21 protein-coding genes are annotated in these 20939 nt (G+C 64.6%); 10 read left to right on the top strand and 11 right to left on the bottom strand.

Annotation, left to right across the window (positions count from 1 at the left end):
- Position 1 precedes the first annotated feature (1 nt).
- From NDN16_RS17450 to NDN16_RS17405, 10 genes are all read right to left on the bottom strand, one after another.
- Positions 2-853: an ABC transporter permease gene (locus NDN16_RS17450; RefSeq protein ID WP_251114739.1), complete on the bottom strand. Its 852-nt coding sequence runs from the start codon at positions 851-853 to the stop codon at positions 2-4.
- A 61-nt stretch (positions 854-914) separates the two neighbouring features.
- Positions 915-1940 (bottom strand): ABC transporter substrate-binding protein, encoded by a 1026-nt coding sequence (locus tag NDN16_RS17445; protein WP_251114738.1) that lies wholly within the window; start codon positions 1938-1940, stop codon positions 915-917.
- 209 nt (positions 1941-2149) lie between these two features.
- Complete coding sequence (locus NDN16_RS17440) at positions 2150-3085, bottom strand: 2-hydroxyacid dehydrogenase (protein WP_251114737.1); 936 nt, start codon at positions 3083-3085, stop codon at positions 2150-2152.
- Entirely contained in the window at positions 3082-3528 is a 447-nt protein-coding gene (locus NDN16_RS17435) for a type II 3-dehydroquinate dehydratase (RefSeq protein WP_251114736.1), read from the bottom strand. The genes NDN16_RS17440 and NDN16_RS17435 overlap by 4 nt, the downstream gene beginning before the upstream one ends.
- Positions 3529-3554: 26 nt before the next feature.
- Positions 3555-4847 carry a flavin-containing monooxygenase gene (locus NDN16_RS17430; RefSeq protein ID WP_251114735.1) on the bottom strand — a complete coding sequence of 431 codons (1293 nt, stop codon included), beginning with the start codon at positions 4845-4847 and terminating at the stop codon, positions 3555-3557.
- A 126-nt stretch (positions 4848-4973) separates the two neighbouring features.
- Positions 4974-6254 (bottom strand): TRAP transporter large permease, encoded by a 1281-nt coding sequence (locus NDN16_RS17425; RefSeq protein WP_251114734.1) that lies wholly within the window; start codon positions 6252-6254, stop codon positions 4974-4976.
- On the bottom strand, positions 6254-6745 hold the full coding sequence (locus NDN16_RS17420; protein WP_251114733.1) for a TRAP transporter small permease: 492 nt from the start codon (positions 6743-6745) through the stop codon (positions 6254-6256). The genes NDN16_RS17425 and NDN16_RS17420 overlap by 1 nt, the downstream gene beginning before the upstream one ends.
- Positions 6738-7481, bottom strand: a complete 744-nt coding sequence (locus NDN16_RS17415) for a maleate cis-trans isomerase family protein (protein ID WP_251114732.1) — start codon at positions 7479-7481, stop codon at positions 6738-6740. Before NDN16_RS17415 ends, NDN16_RS17420 begins: the two co-directional genes overlap by 8 nt.
- Before the next feature lie 29 nt (positions 7482-7510).
- The gene (locus tag NDN16_RS17410) at positions 7511-8491 is read right to left on the bottom strand and encodes a TRAP transporter substrate-binding protein (RefSeq protein ID WP_251114731.1); all 981 of its coding nucleotides are present in this window, start codon (positions 8489-8491) and stop codon (positions 7511-7513) included.
- A 216-nt stretch (positions 8492-8707) separates the two neighbouring features.
- Positions 8708-9607 (bottom strand): LysR family transcriptional regulator, encoded by a 900-nt coding sequence (locus NDN16_RS17405; protein ID WP_251114730.1) that lies wholly within the window; start codon positions 9605-9607, stop codon positions 8708-8710.
- Between the two features lie 78 nt (positions 9608-9685).
- Here NDN16_RS17405 and NDN16_RS17400 point away from each other — a divergent pair, with 78 nt between their 5' ends.
- From NDN16_RS17400 to NDN16_RS17355, 10 genes are all read left to right on the top strand, one after another.
- The gene (locus NDN16_RS17400; RefSeq protein WP_251114729.1) at positions 9686-10960 is read left to right on the top strand and encodes an alpha-hydroxy acid oxidase; all 1275 of its coding nucleotides are present in this window, start codon (positions 9686-9688) and stop codon (positions 10958-10960) included.
- A 140-nt stretch (positions 10961-11100) separates the two neighbouring features.
- Entirely contained in the window at positions 11101-12396 is a 1296-nt protein-coding gene (locus tag NDN16_RS17395; RefSeq protein ID WP_251114728.1) for an ABC transporter substrate-binding protein, read from the top strand.
- A 78-nt stretch (positions 12397-12474) separates the two neighbouring features.
- Positions 12475-13380, top strand: a complete 906-nt coding sequence (locus NDN16_RS17390; protein ID WP_251114727.1) for a branched-chain amino acid ABC transporter permease — start codon at positions 12475-12477, stop codon at positions 13378-13380.
- Positions 13380-14369, top strand: a complete 990-nt coding sequence (locus tag NDN16_RS17385) for a branched-chain amino acid ABC transporter permease (protein ID WP_251114726.1) — start codon at positions 13380-13382, stop codon at positions 14367-14369. Before NDN16_RS17390 ends, NDN16_RS17385 begins: the two co-directional genes overlap by 1 nt.
- A complete protein-coding gene (locus tag NDN16_RS17380) occupies positions 14366-15109 on the top strand; it encodes an ABC transporter ATP-binding protein (protein ID WP_251114725.1) in 744 nt (247 codons plus the stop codon). Before NDN16_RS17385 ends, NDN16_RS17380 begins: the two co-directional genes overlap by 4 nt.
- 5 nt (positions 15110-15114) lie before the next feature.
- Complete coding sequence (locus NDN16_RS17375; RefSeq protein ID WP_251114724.1) at positions 15115-15795, top strand: ABC transporter ATP-binding protein; 681 nt, start codon at positions 15115-15117, stop codon at positions 15793-15795.
- Positions 15796-15831: 36 nt separating this feature from the next.
- Positions 15832-16605: a glucose 1-dehydrogenase gene (locus NDN16_RS17370; RefSeq protein WP_251114723.1), complete on the top strand. Its 774-nt coding sequence runs from the start codon at positions 15832-15834 to the stop codon at positions 16603-16605.
- 13 nt (positions 16606-16618) lie between these two features.
- Entirely contained in the window at positions 16619-17749 is a 1131-nt protein-coding gene (locus NDN16_RS17365; RefSeq protein ID WP_251114722.1) for a zinc-dependent alcohol dehydrogenase family protein, read from the top strand.
- 41 nt (positions 17750-17790) lie between these two features.
- Complete coding sequence (locus tag NDN16_RS17360) at positions 17791-18789, top strand: MBL fold metallo-hydrolase (protein WP_251114721.1); 999 nt, start codon at positions 17791-17793, stop codon at positions 18787-18789.
- A 49-nt stretch (positions 18790-18838) separates the two neighbouring features.
- The gene (locus NDN16_RS17355; RefSeq protein WP_251114720.1) at positions 18839-20308 is read left to right on the top strand and encodes an aldehyde dehydrogenase family protein; all 1470 of its coding nucleotides are present in this window, start codon (positions 18839-18841) and stop codon (positions 20306-20308) included.
- Positions 20309-20472: 164 nt separating this feature from the next.
- Here NDN16_RS17355 and NDN16_RS17350 read toward each other — a convergent pair whose 3' ends face one another.
- A complete protein-coding gene (locus NDN16_RS17350; RefSeq protein ID WP_251114719.1) occupies positions 20473-20682 on the bottom strand; it encodes a cold-shock protein in 210 nt (69 codons plus the stop codon).
- Positions 20683-20939 lie beyond the last annotated feature (257 nt).

Here is a 20939-nt window from a genome sequence, read left to right as displayed (position 1 = left end):
GTCAGTGCGCTCCGATCCGTTCGAGCCGGCCGAGTCCGGCATTGAAGAAGGCGAGGACGGCGAGGGTGAAGAGCAGTCCGACGAGCGACAGCGAGGCAGCCAGCGGGAAGTTGAAGGACGCGAAGCCGACCTGATAGACCAGCGTCGAGATGGTCTGTACCTGGCCGCCGCCGATCATCTGCGGGGTGGCGAAGGCGGAGAACGTCCATGCGAAGGCCGTCGATGTCGCGGCGACGATGCCGGGCACCGACAAGGGCAGCGTCACCGTCAGGAAGCTGCGTATGCGGCCCGCGCCGAGGGAGCGCGCCGCACGCTCGAGGTTGCGGTCGATGTGCGACAGGGCGGCGGCCAGCATCACGACCACGATCGGCAGGGTGAAGTGGACAAGCGCGATCACCACGCCCGTCATGGTGAACATCAGGTTCAACGGTCGGTCGATCAGGCCGATCTGCAGCAGGAAGGCGTTGAGGAAGCCCCGGTTGCCAAGCACGATCATCCACGAATAGGTGCGTACGATCTCGCCCAGGAAGAGCGGCGTCAGCGAGATCAGCAGGATCGCGCTGCGTAACCTGGCGGATTTGGCCCGGATCATCGCGTAGGCCAGCGGATATCCGATCAGCAGGGTAAACAGCGCCGTCCAGAGACACAGCAGAACCGTGTTCAGGAAGGCCTGGCCGTAGACCGCCTTCAGGAGCGTCGTGAAATTGTCGAGCGTCAGGCCGCCGGGATCCAGAGATCCTGGGATATGGGCGCGGAAACTGTACTGGACGATGGCCAGGAACGATGCCGTGATGCCGAACGCGATGAGGATCGACGGAGAGGCGAACCAGCGAAGGAATGGGCGCTTCGACATGCGGCGGACCAGATCGGGAAGGGAAGAGGCCCCGCCGCCGATGCGGCGGGGCGATACGGGCTCAGTTGCCGGCGGTCATGTTTTCCGAGAACCACCGACGCCATTCTCCGGTCTTCTCGGCGCGCAACTCGTGCGGGATTATCAGCGTCTGGCTTTCCCACTGTTCGGGCGTCGTGAAGATGCCGGGCAGGGACGCCAGCTCTTCCGGCAGCTGGACGTTCGATACGACCGGGCTGCCCTTCTTGATTTCGGCGATCCGGGCCTGGACCTCAGGGTCGAGGGCCGTGTCGATGAACTTGTAGGCCAGGTCCTGCTTGGTGCTGCCCTTCGTGATGCCCATCGTATCGATGCCGAGCACGGCGCCTTCCTTCGGGATGGCCAGCCTCACGTCCAGCCCTTCGGACTGCATGTGGTAGGCGTTCATCGACAGGAGCACCTGCACCGGCGTCTCGCCCGTCGACAGAAGCTGCTGGGAGTTGGCATCGTTGGTATAGAACGCCTTCAGGTTCGGCTGCAGCGCCCGAAGCTTGTCCTCGGCCTGCTGCCAGTTCTCGATATCGACACCTTCCAGCTTTGCGGCGACGGCGATTATGTGAGAGGGGTCGAAGTCCGGAACGGCGATCATCCCCTTCAGCTCGGGAGACCACAGATCGTTCCAGCTTTCGAAGGTCACGTCCTGCGGGACGAGGTCGGGAAGATATCCGATCGTGTAGACATAGGCCCAGGCGCCGATATGCGACGGGCTGATCTTCGCCTGTTCGACGAGATTGGCCGCGTTCGGGATCTTCGACATATCCAGATCCTCGAAGAGGCCCTGGTTCCGGTACAGCCAGCCGACATGGGACGTGGTGAAGGTCACGTCGCTCTCCGGGTTGTCCTTGCTGAGGTTCGCCTGGTTCAGCCTGTCGATGGTGCCGCCGGTGATGAACTCGACTTCGACGCCGGTTTCCTCGGTGAATTTCGTCGCGATCGCTTCGGCGATCAGGTCGCGGAAGCTTCCGCCCCAACTGCTGACCACGAGTGTCTCGGCGAAGGCCGACGAGGTCAGGAAAGCAAATGCCGATGCGGTCAGGAGAAGGCGTCTCATGGTTGTTCCCATCTGTTGAGGCATGCGCCGTTGCCGGGTGAGCTGTCGGGGCAATATTGCGGGGAGACGGAAGGGGAAGCCTAACTGGAAATACCTATCCAGTGCGAAGCTTTTGCTGCCTCATTCGTCTAATCGTCTGTAAGGAAATACGTTTTCGAAGGACACGCTCGGGCCTCCGCAGGCAAGTGTTCAATAGGGCGGCATCCTGCCTAGTAGCCGCGCACCCGCGAAACTTCGTTTGCAAGCGGCTGCCCGGCCTGGACTGCACGGATATTGGCGGCGATCTGCGGTGCGGCACTTTTAGGCAGTGCGACGGAAGCAAGATGCGGGGTTATCAATACGCCCGGCATATCCCAGAGCGGGCTGTCGGACGGCAGCGGCTCGGTCTCGAAGACGTCGAGCGTCGCCCCGGACAAGCTGCCTGCCTGCAGGGCCGCCACCAGCGCCCCCTGGTCCACGACCTCCCCGCGCGAGACGTTGACGAAGGCCGCACCGGCTTTCAACCGCGCGAAGAAGGAGGCGTCCAGACGCCTCCGGGTACCGGGCGTCAGCGGCAGCATGCACACCACGATGTCGGCCTTGGCGCAAAGGCCGGGCAGGGCCTCCTCACCGCAGTGGACGGTAACGCCGGGCAGGTCGCGCGGCCGTGTCGCCCAGCCATGCGTATCGAAGCCCTGGCGGGCGACTTCGATCGCGGCCGGGGCGCCGAGCTCGCCGAGGCCGAGAACCGCGACGGTGATGTCCTGCGCGGCCCGCGGGTGCCGGTAGCTCCACTCGCGACGGGCCTGCGCCGCCTGGAAATGCGGTATCTCGCGGGCGTGGCGGAGCACCGAGAACAGGACGAATCCGGCCATCATCCGGCCCATGTCCGGGTCGGACAGCCGGGTTATCGGAACGTCCGGCAAGTCCTTGCGGGCAACCAGCCGGTCTACCCCGGCGCCCAGGTTGATCACCAGCTCGAGATTGGGAAAGCGATCGAAGAAGCCTTCGGGCGGCATCCAGACCAGCGCGAACCGGACCGCTTCCGGGTCGGTGACGGCGTGGGACTCCTCGATCAGGACATCCTTGCCCAGATGCGGGGCAAGCGCATCGCGCCAGGGCCCGAACGGGTCCGGGCCGCTGTGGAAGACCAGCGTGTCCGTCATGCCGCATCTCCGGCGATCATGTCGCGCATCGCGGAAAGGCCGAGCAGGTAGCCTCGTACGCCCAGCCCGGCGATAACGCCGGTCGCCGCCTTGGATATGAAGGAATGGTGGCGGAACGGCTCCCTCTTCCAGATATTGCTCATGTGGCATTCGATGATCGGGCCATCGAATGCCAGGAGCGCATCGAGGATCGCGATCGAGGTGTAGGTAAGCCCGGCGGCGTTGATGAGCAGGCCATCGCAGCTCCGGCGTGCCTCCTGGATCCAGTCGATGAGCACGCCTTCATGGTTGGACTGGCGGAAATGGAGATGGAACCCGAGCTGCTCCGCCCGGGCCATGCAGGCGGCTTCGATCTTGGGAAAGCTGTCCGTGCCGTACGTACCCTTCGGGTCGAGCCCGTAGAGATTGGCATTCGGCCCGTTGAGAAACATGACGGTCTTCATTGGCAATCCCCCTGAAAGTGCCCCGCTCAGTCCTGCGTCGCCATGGCCGGCGCGGCGATCGGCGCGGCGGCTGGCGCGCGGTACGCGTCGTAGTTGCGCTGAACGCCGATATGCGTCGCGATGTACTTGGCGTCGTACCAGCAGCCGTAGATGAAGGACGAGGCCCGATTGGTGAGGTCAGGCAGGCCAAGGAAGTAGATCCCCTGCTCGACCGAGATGCCGCGCTTGTGGAAGGGCATGCCATCCGGATGGAAGGCGTCGACCTGGAGCCAGCTGAAATCGAACTTGAAGCCGGTCGCCCAGACGATCGTCGTGATGCCCGCCGCGGCGAGATCCAGCCGGCGGATCGGGTCGGTGACGCAGGCGGGGTCTGGCTGGATCGTCCATGCCTCGGGCTCGGGTGGCAGCTCTATCCCGTTCCGCTCGACATAGGCGTCCGCCTCGGCCAGGACCTCCAGATAGGCGCGGTCGCCCTCGGCCAGGTTGCGGGCCAGATCGTCCGCGATGGCCAGCACCCCGTCCTCGTAGCCCTCGGTCATGCCGAGAACCGTGATGCCGGCGCTGCCGAGGCGACGGAAGTCGATGGTCTTGCCGCCGTCGTAGCCGCTGACCGCGAAGGCGACGTGCTTTTTCTTGGCGTTGATCTTGATCTCGTCCCACTTGCCGAGCACGCCGAGCCACCAGACATAGTCGCGGCCGCGATAGGAACGCGGCGGGCGGTAATGCTCGCCGATGGACAGGAAGACCTTGCGACCGGCCTTGTTCAGCTCTTCCGCGATCTGCGAGCCGGAAGCGCCGCCGCCGACCACCAGTACGGCGCCGTCGGCCAATGCCTGCGGGTTCCTGTAGGCCGACGAATGGATCTGCGCGATGCCGCCGTCCTCCGGCACGATGCGGGGAAAGGACGGAACCTGAAACGGGCCGGTTGCGACGACGACCCGCCGCGCCTCGATGTCGCCCGTCGACGTCGTGGCGAGGAAGCCCGGGCGTCCTTCGCAGCGGCGCACGCGCTTCACCTCGACATTGGTGCGGATCGGCGCGTCGAACATCGCCGCATAGTCTTCGAAGTAGCGCGCCATCCGCTCCTTCGGCGGGAAGGTGTCGGGCGGCAGGTCGGTGAATTCCATGTTGGGAAACCGATCGTGCCAGGCCGGTCCGTTGGCCACCAGGGAGTCCCACCGTTCCGAGCGCCAGCGCTCCGCGACGCGGCTGCGCTCCAGCACCAGATGGGGAATGCCCATCCCTGTCAGATGCTCGCTCATCGCGATGCCGGATTGCCCGGCCCCTACGACCAGCGTGTCGGTCTTCTCGACGATCATGTTCACTTCCTGGGGATTGTTGTTCGTGTCAAGAACTGCGCGCTCGCCGGCACGGAGGAAAGAAGTAACTTCCGTCGCAGGACGTAGGAAAATCCGATCCCGTGCGGCGTCGCCGGTTCTGCAATTTCAGTTCATCAGCGCGGGCAGGGTCGTGGACAGTGCCGGAAACAGCGTCAGGATGACGAGCGCCACGAACAGGCCGTAAAGGAACGGCATGTTCGCACGGGTTACGTCCCAGACGTCTTCCTTGCCGATCTTCGCCGCCACCAGGAGGGCGATGGCGACGGGCGGCGTGACCTGTCCGATCACGACTGTCATGACGATCAGGACGCCGAAATGCACTAGGTCCACGTTCATCGCCAGAAGCGCGGGCAACAGTACCGGCATGATCATCGGAATGAGCGGATCCAGCACCATCCCCGCGATCAGCGCCAGAAGCAGCAGGGCGAAGATGCGCACGGTCACGCTTTCGAACGGAACCAGCGTATCTATCGCCGACGAGAGCGCCGCGGGCACACCGCTTTGCGACAGGGCCCAGCCGAGTGCCGTCGAGAAGCCCACCACCATCAGGACTTCGCCCGTCAGGATCACCGAATCCACCAGCGCCTGCCGCAGCTTCGGCAGGGTCAGGGTCCGGTATACGAGCCCGGCGAGGACAAGCGCATAGGCGACGGCGAATGCGCCTGCCTCCGTTGCGGTGAATATGCCGAAGACGAGCCCGCCGAGGATCATGGCCGGCATCCCCAGCGGCAGGATCGCGTGGACGCCTGTCCGCATGACCCGCGACCATTCGAAGGAGTTCATCGGCTGCCAGCCGTTGCGGCGGGCGAGGATCGAGATGGTGATCATCAGCACGGCGGCCAGCAGCAGGCCGGGCACGACGCCGGCCAGGAAGAGCGCGCCCAGCGAGGTGCCCGTCACCACGGAATAGAGGATCATCGGGGAACTGGGCGGAATCAGCACGCCGATGCCGGAGGAGGTGGCGGTAACGGCCGCCGCGAACGGGCCTGGATAGCCGTGCGCCTTCAGCTTCGGGATGGTGACGGAGCCGGTGCCGGCAAGGTCGGCGACGGATGTGCCGATCATGCCGCCGAACATGACGCTGGCGGCCACGTCGACATGCGCGAGGCCGCCGCGCATCCAGCCCACCAGGGCCGCGCCGAAGTCGAACAGCCGGTCGGCGATGCCGGTGGCATTCATGATCCCGCCCGCCAGGATGAACAGCGGCAGCGTGATCAGCAGGTAGTCTCCGACGCCCGCCAGAACCTGTTGCGGGAGAGCCAGCGCCCAGCCGCCGGAGAATGCCAGGAACATCAACACCGAAGCGACCAGCGAGATCACCACGGGGATTCCGAGCAGCACCAGCGCGCAAAGGGCGCCCAGCGTTATGGCGGCAAGGCCGAGCATTACAGATCCTCCGGCGCGATCAGGTCGATGATGAAGGCGAGCGACATGCCTGCCGCGCAGCCGATGATGCCGCTGATCGGCACCGCCTTGGGAATGCCGAGCAGCGGCGAGCGGTCGGCGCCGAAGATGCCCAGATACTGCCAGGTAAACCAGGCCAGCGCGGCCATGGTGAGGATGCCGAACACGTTCTGGACCACGCGAAGCCGTCGCTGCGCCGTCGCCCCCAGCCGCGAGGTCCAGATGGCGCAGGAGATTAGCCCGTTGCGCAGGGCCGCGACCGTGATGCCGAGACCGCCGAGCCACATCAGCAGCGATCTGACGATCTCCTCGCTCCATGGCAGGGGGCGCGACAGCAGATAGCGCCCGAGGGAATTGGCGAGCACCAGGACGACGAGTGCGACCAGCAGGGCGATCGCCGCGATCTCCACCACCATCAGGGCATTGCGGCGCAGGGCGCCGCGCGGAGCCGCCATGGCGACGCTGTCAGACATCGGCTTCGAGCCCCGCGAACAATCGGCCGTAGCCGGGCCGCGCGCCCTTGACGCCGACGAGATGCAGGCAATGCCAGAACGAGGCCTGGATGGCCGAGATGACGGGCTTGCCGAGCCGCTCTTCCAGTGCGGCGATGGCGCCGACGGTGCGGAAGTTGGTGCAGGACACGAAGATGGCGGTCGCTTCCGGATGGTCGACCGACAGCACATGGTCGTAGACGCGCTCCAGCGGCACTTCGGCCAGCGCATGGTCGTCGGTGATGTCCAGATGCGCGCCCTTGACGACCTCATGTCCGTTCTCGGACAGGAAGCGTATGGCGCGATCATGGATCGCACCGACATAGGGCGTCGCCAGCGCCACCTTGCCGGCCTTCATATGCCGCAGGGCGGCAAGCGTTGCCGTCGAGGCGGTGGTGACGAGCGGGCCCGGCGTCCAGGCCTCGATCTTCCGGATCAGGGCCTGGTCGTATGCCGTTCCATGCAGGAACGAGGCGCTGGTGCCGCCGAAGCACAGGACGTCGATGGGCGGCGCGGCCGCATGGCGGGCCGCCGTCTCGAGCTCCGGCGCGCTCATCATCTCCTCTATTCCCTCGACGGTCACCTTCGGCAGGCGGATGCGCGCGGTGTGGGTGGAAACGCCGGGAGCGGACATGGCCGACATTTCTTCCTCCATCACCACGGAGGACGCGATGTAGATGAGGCCGATGCGCGCGAGGGTGCCGGAGCCATCCGGCATGAAGCGAGGGTATCTCGTTGCGACGGTGCTCACGGAAGCATGCCTTTCACGCTGTCCATGAACTCCGGCGAGACGATCTCGGCGATCTTTTCCCGGACCGGCTCGGCCGCCGCCTGGAACGCCGCGATGTCCGGCTCGGTCACGGTGACGCCGGCTTCCCGGAATTCTCCGACCAGCTTGGCGTCGCTTTCGTCGGACAGTGTCCTCGTGGCCTCGACGCCGGCTTCCGCCGCAGCCTTGACCTGCGCTTTCAATTCGTCGCTCAACGCGTCGTAGGCCGTGCCGTTCATGACCAGCGTGATCGGAGTGTAGATGTGGTTGGTCAGCGAGATGTAGGGCTGGGCCTCGTGCAGCGAGAATTCCTTGATGACGGACAGCGGGTTCTCCTGCCCGTCGATCACGCCCTGGCGCAGGCCCATATAGACTTCCCCCAGCGGCAGGTTGGTCGGGACCGCGCCCAATGTCTGGAACGCCATCATGCGCGTCGGGCTGCTGGGCGTGCGCAGCTTGAGGCCGGACAGGTCCGCCGGAGTCTTGACCTCGCGCTTCGAGTTGCTGATGACGCGAACACCGAGCTCGCCGAAAGCCAGAACCTCAAGGTTCGCCTTTTCGCGCAGCGATGCGGCCATGACGTCGCCGAATTCGCCGTCCAGCGCCTTCCTGGCGTCTTCCTTGCTGGCGAACAGGAACGGCGTATCGAAGATCGAGAAGTGGGTGTCCAGCGATGCGACGCCGTCCGACCCCATCGGAATCACCTCGACGGCGCCGGCGCGGATCAACTCGGCCAGCGCGGTTTCGTCGCCCAACGATCCGCCGTCGTTGAAGGTGAATGCGACGGAATCCCCGGCGCTCTCGCTCAACGCTTCGCGGAAGGTGGACAACATCACATGGGTCGGGTCTCCGCTCGTCGTTTCGACGGCAAGGCGCATCTGGGTTTGCGCCGACGCGGCGGAGCTCATCATGAGCCCGGCAGCGCAGGACGCGAGTATCGTCGCGATCAGTGTTTTCATGTCGATCCCCTGGAAGTTTCCACATAAGGATCGATCGCCCTGCCTTCGCTCTGCAACGCCAAAGCGGTTCAATAATTCAGCAGTCGGCGACTAAAGTGCGTCCATAATTTAAGCAGAAAACCAAAATCGATGCGTTAAAACCTTTGCCTATGCTGCGTATAAGAGGACGCTATCAAGATAGACGCTGGTTCAAACTAAGCTATGGAAAGGTGTATCCTAACCAGAGATGCCATGATTGGCGAATTCGGCGCGCAGATGGGCGGCGAACGCCTCTACGGCGGGGCGCATGGCCGATCCGGAAAGGTGAAGAAGCATGATCCGCACGGGGGGCAGGTCGCCCAGCAGCGGAATCGTCGTGATCGGGCTGCCGTCGTAGGCGATGGGCACGGCAGGCAGGACATTGCCGAGGGAGAAGCCGAGGCCGTTGCCGACGAGGCCGCGGACGAACTCGGGAGAGCGGCTGCGGAAGGCGACGTTGGGCTCGACCCCGCAGGCTGCGAAAAGGCCCGCGAAGTAATCGCGCGAGTGCGGAAGATCGAGCAGGATGAAGGGATCTTCGGCGAGATCGGCCAGCCAGACCGCCTTCTGCCCGGCAAGCGGATGGTCGGGCGACAGCAGCGCGTGGGGCGGCAATGCCGCAAGTTGGTGGGCGTGAAGCTCCGGCGGCAACGCATAGTCGTAACCCAGGGCGATCTCCATACCGCCATCCTGAAGGGCGGAGAGTATTTCGTGGTGATCGCCTTCGATCAGGCTGATGTCGATCTTGGGGAAGGCGCGCGCAAAGCCGTCGATGATGCGCGGCATGTAGCGCATGGCCAGCGTTGGAAAGCTGCCGACCACGATCTGGCCGCTCAGCGGATCGCCCAGGGAACGCGCGGTTTTCGAGAAGGCTGCCGCATGGGCCAGAAGCGGCCTGGCTTCGTCCACCAGCCTGCGGCCCGGCACCGAGAGGGTCATCCCCCGGGCATGGTGGCGTACGAATATCTGGACGCCGAGATCACGTTCCGCCTGGGCCAGCGCCGACGAAACGGAAGGCTGGGAAACCTGCAACCGGCGCGCCGCCTCGGTGACGCTGCCGCAATCCGCGGTCTCCACGATGTAGCGAAGCGTTTTCAATGAGAGCTGCAGGTCCATAGCCGAACTCTGGAAGTTGGCGGGATTCGGCGCAAGAGCGCCTAAAGGAGAGAACCGGGTATGTCTGAGGCCATCTGCGTCGAGCGCCGCTTCGCCGTTCGAAGGAAATTCCGAATTTCCCTTCCGTCTACCGGCGGGCAGGGTCCGGGTCTGCCGACCGTTTCCCTGCCAGTCCGGACCATCGCAGTGACCCTCAGGATGACCGACCGTCGCAAGACGATCCTGCCCATCTCGTCTGACGACATGCGCAAGCATGCCCGCTCGCGCATCCCGCGATTCGCGTTCGACTACGTAGACGGCGCGGCCGGCGACGAGCGCGCGGCGCGGCGCAGCCGCGAAGCGTTCGACCGGACGTGCCTGAAGCCGCGCATCCTCGTCAACTCGGAAAGCCTGGCCGATCTGTCATGCAGGTTTCTGGGCCGGGAGTGGTCGGTGCCGTTCGGCATCGCGCCGCTCGGGTTGCCTGGATTGGCATGGCCCGGCGCCGATCTTGCATTCGCCAGGGCGGCGGAAGCCTTCGGTGCGCCTTATGTCTGCCCGACGCCAGCGACGCAGACGCTGGAAGCGCTGCGCGCGGCGGCGCCCACGCGCTCGATGTTCCAGCTCTATGTCGGGGCGTCCGCCGACATCACGGAAGACCTGATCGCGCGAGTGGAGGCGGCCGGATTCGATACGCTGGTGGTCACGGCCGATGTGCCTCGCCCGGGCAAGCGCCTGCGCGACCTGCGCAACGGTTTCGGCCTGCCGCTCCGGCTGAGCGCCGGCACGCTGCTCGACCTTGCGCTTCATCCCGTATGGGCCATTGCCACCTTGCGCCATGGCGCGCCGCGCCTTGCCAATCTGGCGCCCTATGCAAGGCCCGGCGCGGGCGCGCGCACTCTGGCGCAGGTGATGGCGGCGCAAAGCTCGGGCCGCCTCGATTGGAACGTCTTTGCGCAAATCCGCCGCCGTTGGAAAGGAGCGCTCGTTCTGAAGGGTGTCCTAGACGCCGAGGATGCGGCCATGGCCGCGGCTGCCGGCGCCGACGCGATCCAGGTCTCCAGCCACGGCGGTCGGCAACTCGATGGAGCGCCGGCGCCGCTGGACATGTTGCCGGCGGTCCGCGCGGCGGTGCCGCAGGGGTTTCCGGTCGCCCTCGATGGGGGCGTCCGCTCCGGAGAGGACATCCTCAAGGCTCTGGAGGCAGGGGCGGACTTCGTCTTCGTGGGGCGGCCGTTTCTGTATGCCGTCGCCGCCTTCGGCCCGGAAGGTCCACGGGCTCTTTTCGATGTCCTGGCGAACGAACTCGAGGCGGCCATGGCGATGACGGGCCGAAGGGGCCTGGTGCGGACCTGACCGCGCCTCGCGCGCCGACAACTCGGCTCGATCCATATTGATGAAGTATGGCCCTTATAATTTATCGGTATTTTCCCTGGTCCGCTTGTCACCCGTAATCTTTTCAGAACCGCCAACGCAGCGGCTCTTGGGAGGGAAACATGAAAATGACGAGTGGGCTCGGCGCCCTCGCGCTGGCGCTTGTGGCGACCACGTCGCTTGCGCAGGAAAAACCGGAAGCTCTGCGGATCGGCATCACGACCTACAATTCGGGGCCCGCATCTGTTTTCGGCGTGCCCGCGCGCCGCGCCGCCGAACTTCTTGCCAACCAGATCAACGAGCGCGGTGGCATACAGGGTGTTCCCGTGTCGCTGACTTTCATCGACGAGGGTGCCGGCGTCGAAACGTTGACAACCGAATATCGCCGCCTCGTGGACGGCGACCTCGTCGACGTCATGTTCGCCTCGATCTCGTCCGGCGTCTGCAACAACGTCGCCCCGCTGGCCGAAGACCTCGAGATCCTCAACTTCATGTGGGATTGCGGAACGCAACGCATCTTCGAGGAAGATGAGTACGACTGGGTCTATCGCACACAGGCAAACGCCACACCCGAGGTGCTCGCGCCGTTCCTCTACCTTCTCGAAAAGAACCCGGATTTCAAGACGATCGCCGTCGTCAACCAGGATTATGCCTGGGGCCGCGATAGCTGGCATATCTTCTCGACGGCTCTCAAGACGCTCCGCCCGGATGTCGAGGTGGTGGCCGAGTTGTTTCCGGCCTTCGGCGCCCCAGACTATTCTGCCGAAGTCTCGCGCCTTCAGGCACTTTCGCCCGATGTCATCCTGTCGACGTCCTGGGGAGGCGACCTCGACACCTTCGTACGGCAGGCCAATCAGCGCGGGCTCTTCGCCAACTCCCAGTTTGTGCTGCCGCTCGCAGAATCCTCGCTGGAGCGGCTCGGCGCCGATCTTCCGGAGGGCGTCATCGTTGGCGCGCGCGGCGACCATTATTTCCTGCATCCGGAGCGTAAGGACGACGAGGATTTCCGCGCCTTCGTGGATAGCTTCCGTGAGGCGACCAATACCTGGCCTATCTACTCCGTCTTCCACATGGCGCAGGCTTTCGCGGCGCTGGAGGCGGTCTACGACAACGCGGCGGAAGCCAATGGCGGCGCATGGCCCGACCGGGAACAGGTCCGCGAGGCGATGGACGGGTTGGAATTCCAAGGCTTCGGCCGGCCGCTGACGATCCGCGAGGACAATCAGGGCGTCGAGGCGCAACTTGTGGGCGTAACCCGCTCCGTCGCCGACTATCCGTTCAAGATCATCGACGACATGGCGATCTACGACGCGACGCCGCTGATGGCGCCCGTCGGCGAAGAGTCCATCGATTGGATCGAAGGCCTCGGCCCCGACTTCCTGAACATCAAGGGCGACCGCTTCCAGCACGGCGGCTGACCGAGCCGATCCCCGCAGCCGGACAGGCCACCGGTTTCGTCCGGTGGCCCCCCTCCAGATATACAAGGGCCGCGAGCCATGTCGTTGAACTTAGCATTGATCGCAATGCTGGACGGCCTGTCCTATGCATCGCTGATCTTCCTCGTCGCTGTCGGCTTGACGCTCATCTTCGGCGTGCTCGGCGTGCTGAATGTCGCTCATGGCAGTCTCTACGCGCTTGGAGCCTATACCGCGGCGACGTTCGGCGGGCATCTCGTTGCCGATGGCTGGAACCCGTGGCTCACCTATCCGGCCCTGCTTGCTGCCGCGCTCGTCGTCGGCCTCGTGGTCGGAGGCGCCATCGAAACGCTCCTGCTGCGGCGCATATACGACAAGGACCCGGTCCTTCAGCTTCTCGTCACCTTTGCCGTCTTCATGATCCTGGAAAACCTCCAGCGTATGATCTGGGGCGTCCAGCCCTACTACATGGCCTCGCCGCTGCAATTGCTGGGCAATGTCAGCGTCTTCGGCATCAATTACACCGCCTACCAGACCATCCTGCTGCCTTCCCTCGCCATTTTGACGCTGATCGGGCTTCGGCTCTTCCTGCGTCATACCAATGCCGGAGCGCAGATCGTCGCGGTGACCGAGGATCGCGAGGCCGCAACAGCCATCGGCATCGATGCGACGCGGGTCTACTTCCTCACCTTCGTCGTCGGGGCGATTCTTGCCGCCCTCGGCGGTGCGCTCGCTACCCCCACCACCTCGGTCGTGCCGGGCATGGGCGCCAACATGATCGTCCTCTCCTTCGCCGTGGCGGCCAGCGCCGGCCTCGGACAGATCGAGGGTGCCGCGTTATCCGCCCTCATCATCGGCATGGCGCGCTCCTTCGCGGTTTATCTGGCGCCCGAATTCGAGGTGCTGATGCCCTACCTGATCATGGTCGTGATCCTTTTGTTCCGCCCCTTCGGCCTGTTCGGCACGGTCCAGGCAAGGAAGATCTGATGCGTAGAATCTCCCTTCTCCTTGTCATCCTCCTGTTGCTGGCGCTGCCGTTTGCCGCCGGCTCTATGGTCACGTTGACGACGGTTGTCCTGGCCAAGGCGCTTGCCGTCCTCGGCGTGTTCCTGTTGCTGCAGGCCGGCCAGGTTTCGTTTGGGCACGGCATGTTCTTCGCGGTGGGCGCCTACTCGGCCGCCTATATCGGAAGCGCATGGCGCGACGCCGATCTCCTTGTGCTCGCGCTCGCGGCTATCGGTCTTTCCGGGCTTGGTGGCCTTCTCGTCGGCCTCTTCGTGGCTCGCTACCGCTATATCTTCTTCGGCATGCTCAATCTGGCCTTCTCGATGGTCCTGTTCGCGGTGCTGGAGAAATTCTTCCACCTGACTGGCGGCACGGACGGAATGCGCATCCGGCGGCCAACGCTTCTCGGCTTCGAGTTCGGGCGCGATTCGTTCGACCTCGTCCTGTATTACTTCGTGCTGGTGGTCTCGCTCGGGTGCGCGGTGCTCGTCTGGCAATACCTGCGTTCGCCGATCGGGCAGGCGCTGAAGGCCGTCAAGACAAACGAAACGCGCCTCGAATATATCGGACTCTCCGCCCGCAACACGATCCTTGCCGCCTACGTCTTCTCGGCCGTCCTCTGCGGGCTCGGCGGCCTGTGCCTCGGCATCGTTCAGGGTCTCGCGACACCCGATTACACCTTCTGGACCCGCTCTTCGGAATTCGTGTTCATTGCGGTTCTCGGGGGGGTAGGCCATGTGGTCGGGGCCTTTGCCGGCTCTTTCGTCTACGAGGCTGTCCGCTTCTATGCCGCCGCCTTCCTGGAGGACAGCTGGCAGCTGATCCTCGGCATCGTTCTCATCGCCGTCATCCTGGGTGCACCGGGCGGCATCATCGATCTGCCGCGTCGCCTCGGCTTGAACCGTGCGTCGAAAGGGCAGCCCGAGGCGGTGAAGGTGCCGGCCGCGCAAGGCGAAGGTGCAGGACGATGAGCGCTCCCCTGCTTCAGGCCCGTGGACTGGAAATCCGCTTTGGCGGCGTCATCGCCGCCAACGGCATCGACCTCGACGTGAATGAGGGGGAAAACCTTGCCATCATCGGTCCCAATGGTGCAGGCAAGACGACCTTCCTCAACATGTGCACCGGTTATCTCAAGCCGCAGGCGGGGTCCGTCCGGTTCGAAGGTGCCGAGATACTGGGCCAGCCGCCACGCCGCATCACGCGGCTCGGCATCGCACGCGCATTTCAGATACCGCAGCTCTTCGTCGAACATACGGTTCTGGAAAACATGCTTCTGGCGGCTGCCGTGCGCGAAAGGGCCTGGAATCCCTTCCGATCGCTGAGCGCATTGCCGCAGCGGCAGGAAATGCTTGGGCTTCTGGACCTCGTCGGTTGCGCCGGCATTGCGGATCGCCGCGCCTCGGATCTGCCCGAGGGACAACGCAAGCTGGTTGATATCGCGCTGGCGCTGGCGCTCAAGCCGCGCCTGCTCCTGATGGACGAGCCGACCTCGGGCGTTGCCTCCGCCGACAAGTTCCAGGTGATGGAAATCCTGGTCGCGGCCCTGAGGGCGGCGAAAGTGTCCTCCGTCTTCGTGGAGCACGATATGGAAATGGTGACGCGATACGCCAGTCGCGTCGCAGTATGGAGCGAGGGCAAAATCCAGATGTCCGGCGATCCCAAGACCGTCTTGAACGATCCGGACGTCATCCGAACGGTGATCGGAGTATGAGCGCCATGCTGACCTTCGAACGTGTCGACGCATCCATCCAGCGCATTCCCATCCTGCGCGGGATCGCCTTCACGGTGGAGGAAACCGAAACCGTTGCTCTCGTCGGCCGAAACGGCGCCGGCAAGACGACGACATTGCGCTCTATCATGGGCTTTACCGACATCATGAGCGGGTGCATCCGGTTCAGGGGTTCCGACCTTGCATCGGTTGCGCCGCATCGCAGGCCCGCCCTCGGCATCGGATATGCGCCGGAAGACCGACGCCTGTTTTCCCGCTTTACGGTAGAGGAGAACATCCTCCTGCCGGCACGGGTTGCCGGTCTCGATGCCATCGAGACGGAGGCGCGCCTCCAGCGGGTCTATGAAGTGCTTCCCGAATTGCGCACGCTTGGCGAAAGGCCGGCAGGCTCGGTGTCGGGCGGCCAGGGCAAGATGGTCGCACTGGGCCGTGCTCTGATGATCTCCACGCAGTTGCTATTGTTGGACGAGCCTTTCCAGGGCCTCGCGCCGGTGCTGGCGCAGCGCTATGCGGAGGCGCTCGGGCGCCTGCGTGACGTTGCGCCCGAGATTGCCGTCATCATCACCGAGTCCAACCCTGCTCTGCTCGAACGCTTCGCGGACCGTATCATCACCATCGAGCGCGGTGCGATCGCCTCGGATGAACAGGCGCGCGTGTCTGCCGCTTGAGGCTTGGCGGCGACATCAATGGAGGAAACGAAAAGAATGTCGAACCAGATCAACGACGCCGGGCGCGAGCGCCTGTCAGACAAGGTCGCCATCGTCACCGGCGCGGGAAGTGGTTTCGGCGAAGCCATCGCCCATCTGTTCGCGGATGAAGGAGCCAAGGTTGCGCTTGTCGACATCAATGCCGAGAATGCCCGCCGTGTCGCATCCGCCATCGGCGAGGGGGCGAAAGCTTTCGTGGCCGATGTCGGCGTGCGGGACGATGTCGATCGCGCGATCTCCGAGGTGGTCGAGACGTTCGGCGCACCCGATATCGTCATCAACAATGCCGGCTGGACGCACCGCAACCAACCGCTCCTGGATATCGACGAGGAGACTTTCGACAAGGTCTTCCGCATCAACGTCAAGTCCATCTACCTGATGACCATGGCGACCGTGCCGGTGATGACCAGAGGCGGCTCAATCGTCAATGTCGGCTCGACGGCGGGCATCCGGCCGCGCCCAGGCCTGTCTTGGTACAACGGCACGAAGGGTGCGGTGAACATCCTGTCAAAATCTCTTGCCGTCGAGCTTGCGCCCAGGAACATCCGCGTCAACGCGCTGTGCCCCGTGATGGGCGAGACTGCCCTTCTGGAATCCTTCATGGGTGTCGAAGACACGCCGGAAAATCGCGAGCGCTTCGTGTCGACCATTCCGCTGGGCCGGCTGTCGCGCCCGCAGGACATCGCCAAGGCTGCGCTCTACCTCGCCAGCGACGAGTCAGACTTCATCACCGGCGTTCTTCTGCCGGTCGATGGCGGTCGAACGGTTTGAGGTAGGCACCGCCATGACGACCAGCACACGCGCCGCCATCTTGACCGCGTCTCCGATCCAAAGGCCATATGCACAAACAAGGCCGTTGGCCATAGAAACGGTCGAACTGGCGGAGCCGGGCTACGGCGAGGTTTTGGTGCGCGTTCGCGCCGCCGGCCTGTGCCACTCCGACCTTTCGGTCATCGACGGGGTGCGCCCGCGCCCGACGCCGATGGTCCTGGGTCACGAAGCCGCCGGGATCGTGGAGACGGTGGGCGAAGGCGTCGACGACCTTACCCCCGGCGACCATGTCGTCATGGTGTTCGTGCCGTCCTGCGGCCATTGCAGCCCCTGCGCTGAAGGTCGTCCGGCCCTGTGCGAGCCCGGCAACGCCAGCAATGGGCAAGGTACCTTGCTTTCCGGCGCACGCCGGCTGAGATGGCACGGCGCCCCGGTGCATCACCATGTCGGCGTTTCGGCATTCGCCGAGCACGCGGTCTTATCCCGCCGCTCGCTGGTGAAGGTCGACGCGGATATCCCGCTCGACATCGCCGCGCTATTTGGTTGCGCGGTTTTGACAGGCGTCGGCGCGGTCATCAACACCGCCGGCGTGAAGGCTGGCGAAACTGTTGCGATCATCGGCCTCGGCGGCGTCGGGCTCGCGGCCCTGCTGGGGGCGGTTGCGGCGGGCGCCTCGCGCATCGTCGCGCTGGACCTCTCCGCGCAGAAGCTGGCCCTGGCCAAAGAACTCGGCGCAACAGACACGGTCGATGCAGGCGGAGCAGGCGCGGTGGACGAAGTCCGAACCTTGACCGGCGGCGGCGTCGACCACGCCGTCGAGCTTGCGGGCTCTGCGCGCGCGCTCGAACTGGCCTTCGCCGTCACGCGGCGGGGCGGCTCCACCGTCACCGCCGGGCTTGCTCCGCCGGCGGCGACGATGGCCCTGTCGCCGCTGCGGCTCGTGGCCGAGGAGCGGGTCTTGAAGGGCTCTTATGTCGGTAGCTGCATACCCTCTCGCGACATTCCGCGGTTCGTCGCGCTTTACCGCGCCGGGCGCTTGCCCGTCGACCGGCTGATGACGAGCACGGGAACGCTCGACGACATCAATGAAGGGTTCGATGCCCTCGCCGAAGGAAGAACAGTGCGTCACATTTTGAGATTGTAGACATCAACGCCGGAAACCGGCTTCATGGGGGAGGAACAAACATGCAGGGTATCTCCAGATTCGCCACCAGCCGCCGCAATCTGTTGCTGGGCGTCGGAGCGTTCGGCCTGGCGGCGTCGGTTCCGGGCGGTTTTACAATGCGGGGCCATGCGGCGACGGCGCAAGGCGCGGACAAGCCCGCCGCCTGGTACCGCTTTCCCATCGGTGATTTCGAGGCAACGATCGTTTCCGACGGGCGCCTGAACCTCGGCAGCGCGCTCGAGCAGTTTCCCGACGCCGACCCGGAGACGGTGCGCCGCATCCTCGATGAGGAGTTCCTGCCCGTCGAGCCGATGATGCTCGAGCAGAACGCCATGATCCTGAAGACCGGCGACAAGCTGGTTCTGTTCGATACGGGAATGGGCACGGCCAAGACGTTCGGCCCCGCATCCGGCCGATTGCTGGACAATATCCGCGCCGCCGGAATAGACCCGGCCGCCATAGACGCCGTCATCCTGACCCATGCGCATCTGGATCACTGCTGGGGCATCATGGCCGACGACGACAGCCGCAACTTCCCGAATGCGCAGATCTACATGAGCAAGGCCGACTTCGACTTCTGGACCGACGAGGGCAAGCTGTCCGCGTCCGGCTTCCTGCCCGATTTCGTGCGCGGCGCACGGCGCAACCTCATCCCGAACCAGGATCGCATGATCTTCGTGGAAAACGAGCGCGAGGTGTTGCCCGGCATCACGGCACTGTCCACCCCCGGTCACACGGTGGGGCATACCTCTTACCTGATCGATTCTGGCGGCGAGACCTATCTCTTCGTCGGCGATGTCGTGCACCATTACGCCCTTCTGTTCCGGCAGCCCGAATGGGAATTCTCCTTCGACACCGATCCGTCACAGGCAGCGGCGACGCGAAAGGCGCTGTTCGACCGCGCGTCGAGCGACCGGCTGACGATGATCGGCTATCATTTTCCGTTCCCCGGCATCGGCAATATTCGCCCGAGCGGCGGCGCCTTCACCTATGTGCCGAAGGCGATGGACCTGACCTGACCCGCCGGTACGGCAAATCCCATTCTCCAACATCGACGAGGCCAGCGCCATGAACGCTCCACAAACCGCCCCGCAGACTGAGCGCCATGGCGTCTTCATCGGCAACCGCATGGAGGATCCGGCATCCGGCGCCTACCTCCCCGTCGTGGCTCCGGCCGAGGGTGTCGCCTTCGCCGAGGTCGCGGCGGGCAATGCCGACGATGTCGACCGCGCGGTCAAGGCCGGACGACATGCGCTGGAAGCGGGCGCGTGGGGCCGCATGGCGGCATTCGAGCGCGGCCGCCTGTTGACGCGGCTCGGCATCGCCATAGCCGACCATGCGGAGGAGCTGGCGCTGATCGAGGCGCGCGACACCGGCAAGCCGATGAAACAGGCGCGGGCCGACATGGTGGCCACGGCCCGCTACTTTGAGTTCTACGGGGGCGCGGCCGATAAGGTTCATGGCGAAACGATCCCCTTCCTGCCGGGACATTTCGTGTCGACAGAGCGCGTGCCGCACGGCGTGACGGGCCATGTCATACCGTGGAACTACCCAGCGCAGATGTTCGGCCGCACGGTGGCGCCAGCGTTGGCGATGGGTAATGCCTGCATCGTCAAGCCTGCCGAAGATGCCTGCCTGACGCCGCTTCGACTTGCTGAACTTGCGGCGGAAGCGGGCTTTCCCGAGGGCGCAATCGCCGTGGTGCCCGGCCTTGGCGAGCATGCCGGAAGCGCCCTTTCGAGCCATCCGGATATCGACTTCATCTCCTTTACCGGCTCGCCGGAAGTGGGAACGCTGATCCAGACTGCCGCTGCGAAGAACCATATCGGCTGCACGCTCGAACTCGGCGGCAAGTCGCCACATATCCTGTTCGCCGACGCGGATCTGGAGACGGCAGTCGGCGTAATCGCTTCGACCATGGTGCAGAATGCCGGGCAGACCTGTTCGGCCGGGTCGCGCGTCCTGGTCGAGCGCGCGATCTACGACCGTGTCGTCGAGGCGCTGGCATCGCGCTTCTCAGCCCTGACTGCCGGTACTCCGGATATGGACCTCGACCTCGGCCCCGTGATCAACGCCACCCAGAAAAATCGGATCGAAGGCTTCCTGCAACGGGCGGACAGTGCCGGTGTGCCGGTTCTGGCAAGGGGGAGGATAGCGGACGGCGTTCCGGCAGAAGGCTTCTTCGTGGCCCCAGCCATATTCGGCCCGGTGCCACGCGACAGCGAGTTGGCCATGCAGGAGGTGTTCGGCCCCGTGCTTTCGGTGCTTTCATTCGATGATGAGGGCGACGCCGTGCGCCTGGCGAACGGCACGTCCTATGGATTGATGGCGGCTGTCTGGTCACTTGACGGCAACCGGGCGTTGCGCGTCGCGCGTGCCATCAAGGCGGGACAGGTGTACATCAATGCCTTCGGCGCCGGCGGCGGCATCGAACTGCCGTTTGGCGGCATGAAGAAATCGGGGCATGGGCGGGAGAAGGGATTTGCGGCCCTGCATGACATGTCCACGCTGCGGACGGTCATTCACAAGCATCTTTAGGCTGAGTGGCCTGGATCGTCCCGAAAGATGTCAGCCGTAGCGGCTTCTTCGCCTGGCAGAAGCAGGCCGATTGCGGTTGCCGAAATCATGGGATCGACTTCGCGGGGAGGGGCCTGACATCAGCCCCCTCCCATATCCAAGCCGAGCGCGCAGGGTAAGCGGCTTCAGGCGCTCTGGATATTCTCGGCGGCGCTTTTGCCGTTCCGCTGGTCCTTGACGACGTCGAAGCTGATCTTCTGACCGTCTACCAGACTGTTCATTCCGCTGCGCTCGACGGCCGAAGCGTGGACGAAGACATCGGCGCCTCCACCATCCTGCTCGATGAAGCCGAAGCCTTTTGCGGTGTTGAAGAACTTTACTGTTCCAGTTGCCATGATGAATTCCGTTCAACCGGCGTGATGTGCCAGCGCCCGGCCGGGAGCCGTCGCCATGCTGCTCGAAATTGAAGAGGAGGGTGCGAAGGCGCTGAGCGCGGAAACATCGTTCGCAACAAGATCGATGAGGTGTGCATACGCTATGTTCGGCCACTTGGCAAACGCATGCGCTTACGGGCTCACCGTACCCGCCCGGATTCCCTGTGCGCCCACGCGGGCGGCGAGCGCATTCCGGGATGCCGAGTCTATCTCGCAAG

The organism is Aureimonas altamirensis, from assembly GCF_023702225.1.
Taxonomy (GTDB): domain Bacteria; phylum Pseudomonadota; class Alphaproteobacteria; order Rhizobiales; family Rhizobiaceae; genus Aureimonas; species Aureimonas altamirensis_B.
This window is presented reverse-complemented; position numbering and strand designations above follow the sequence as displayed.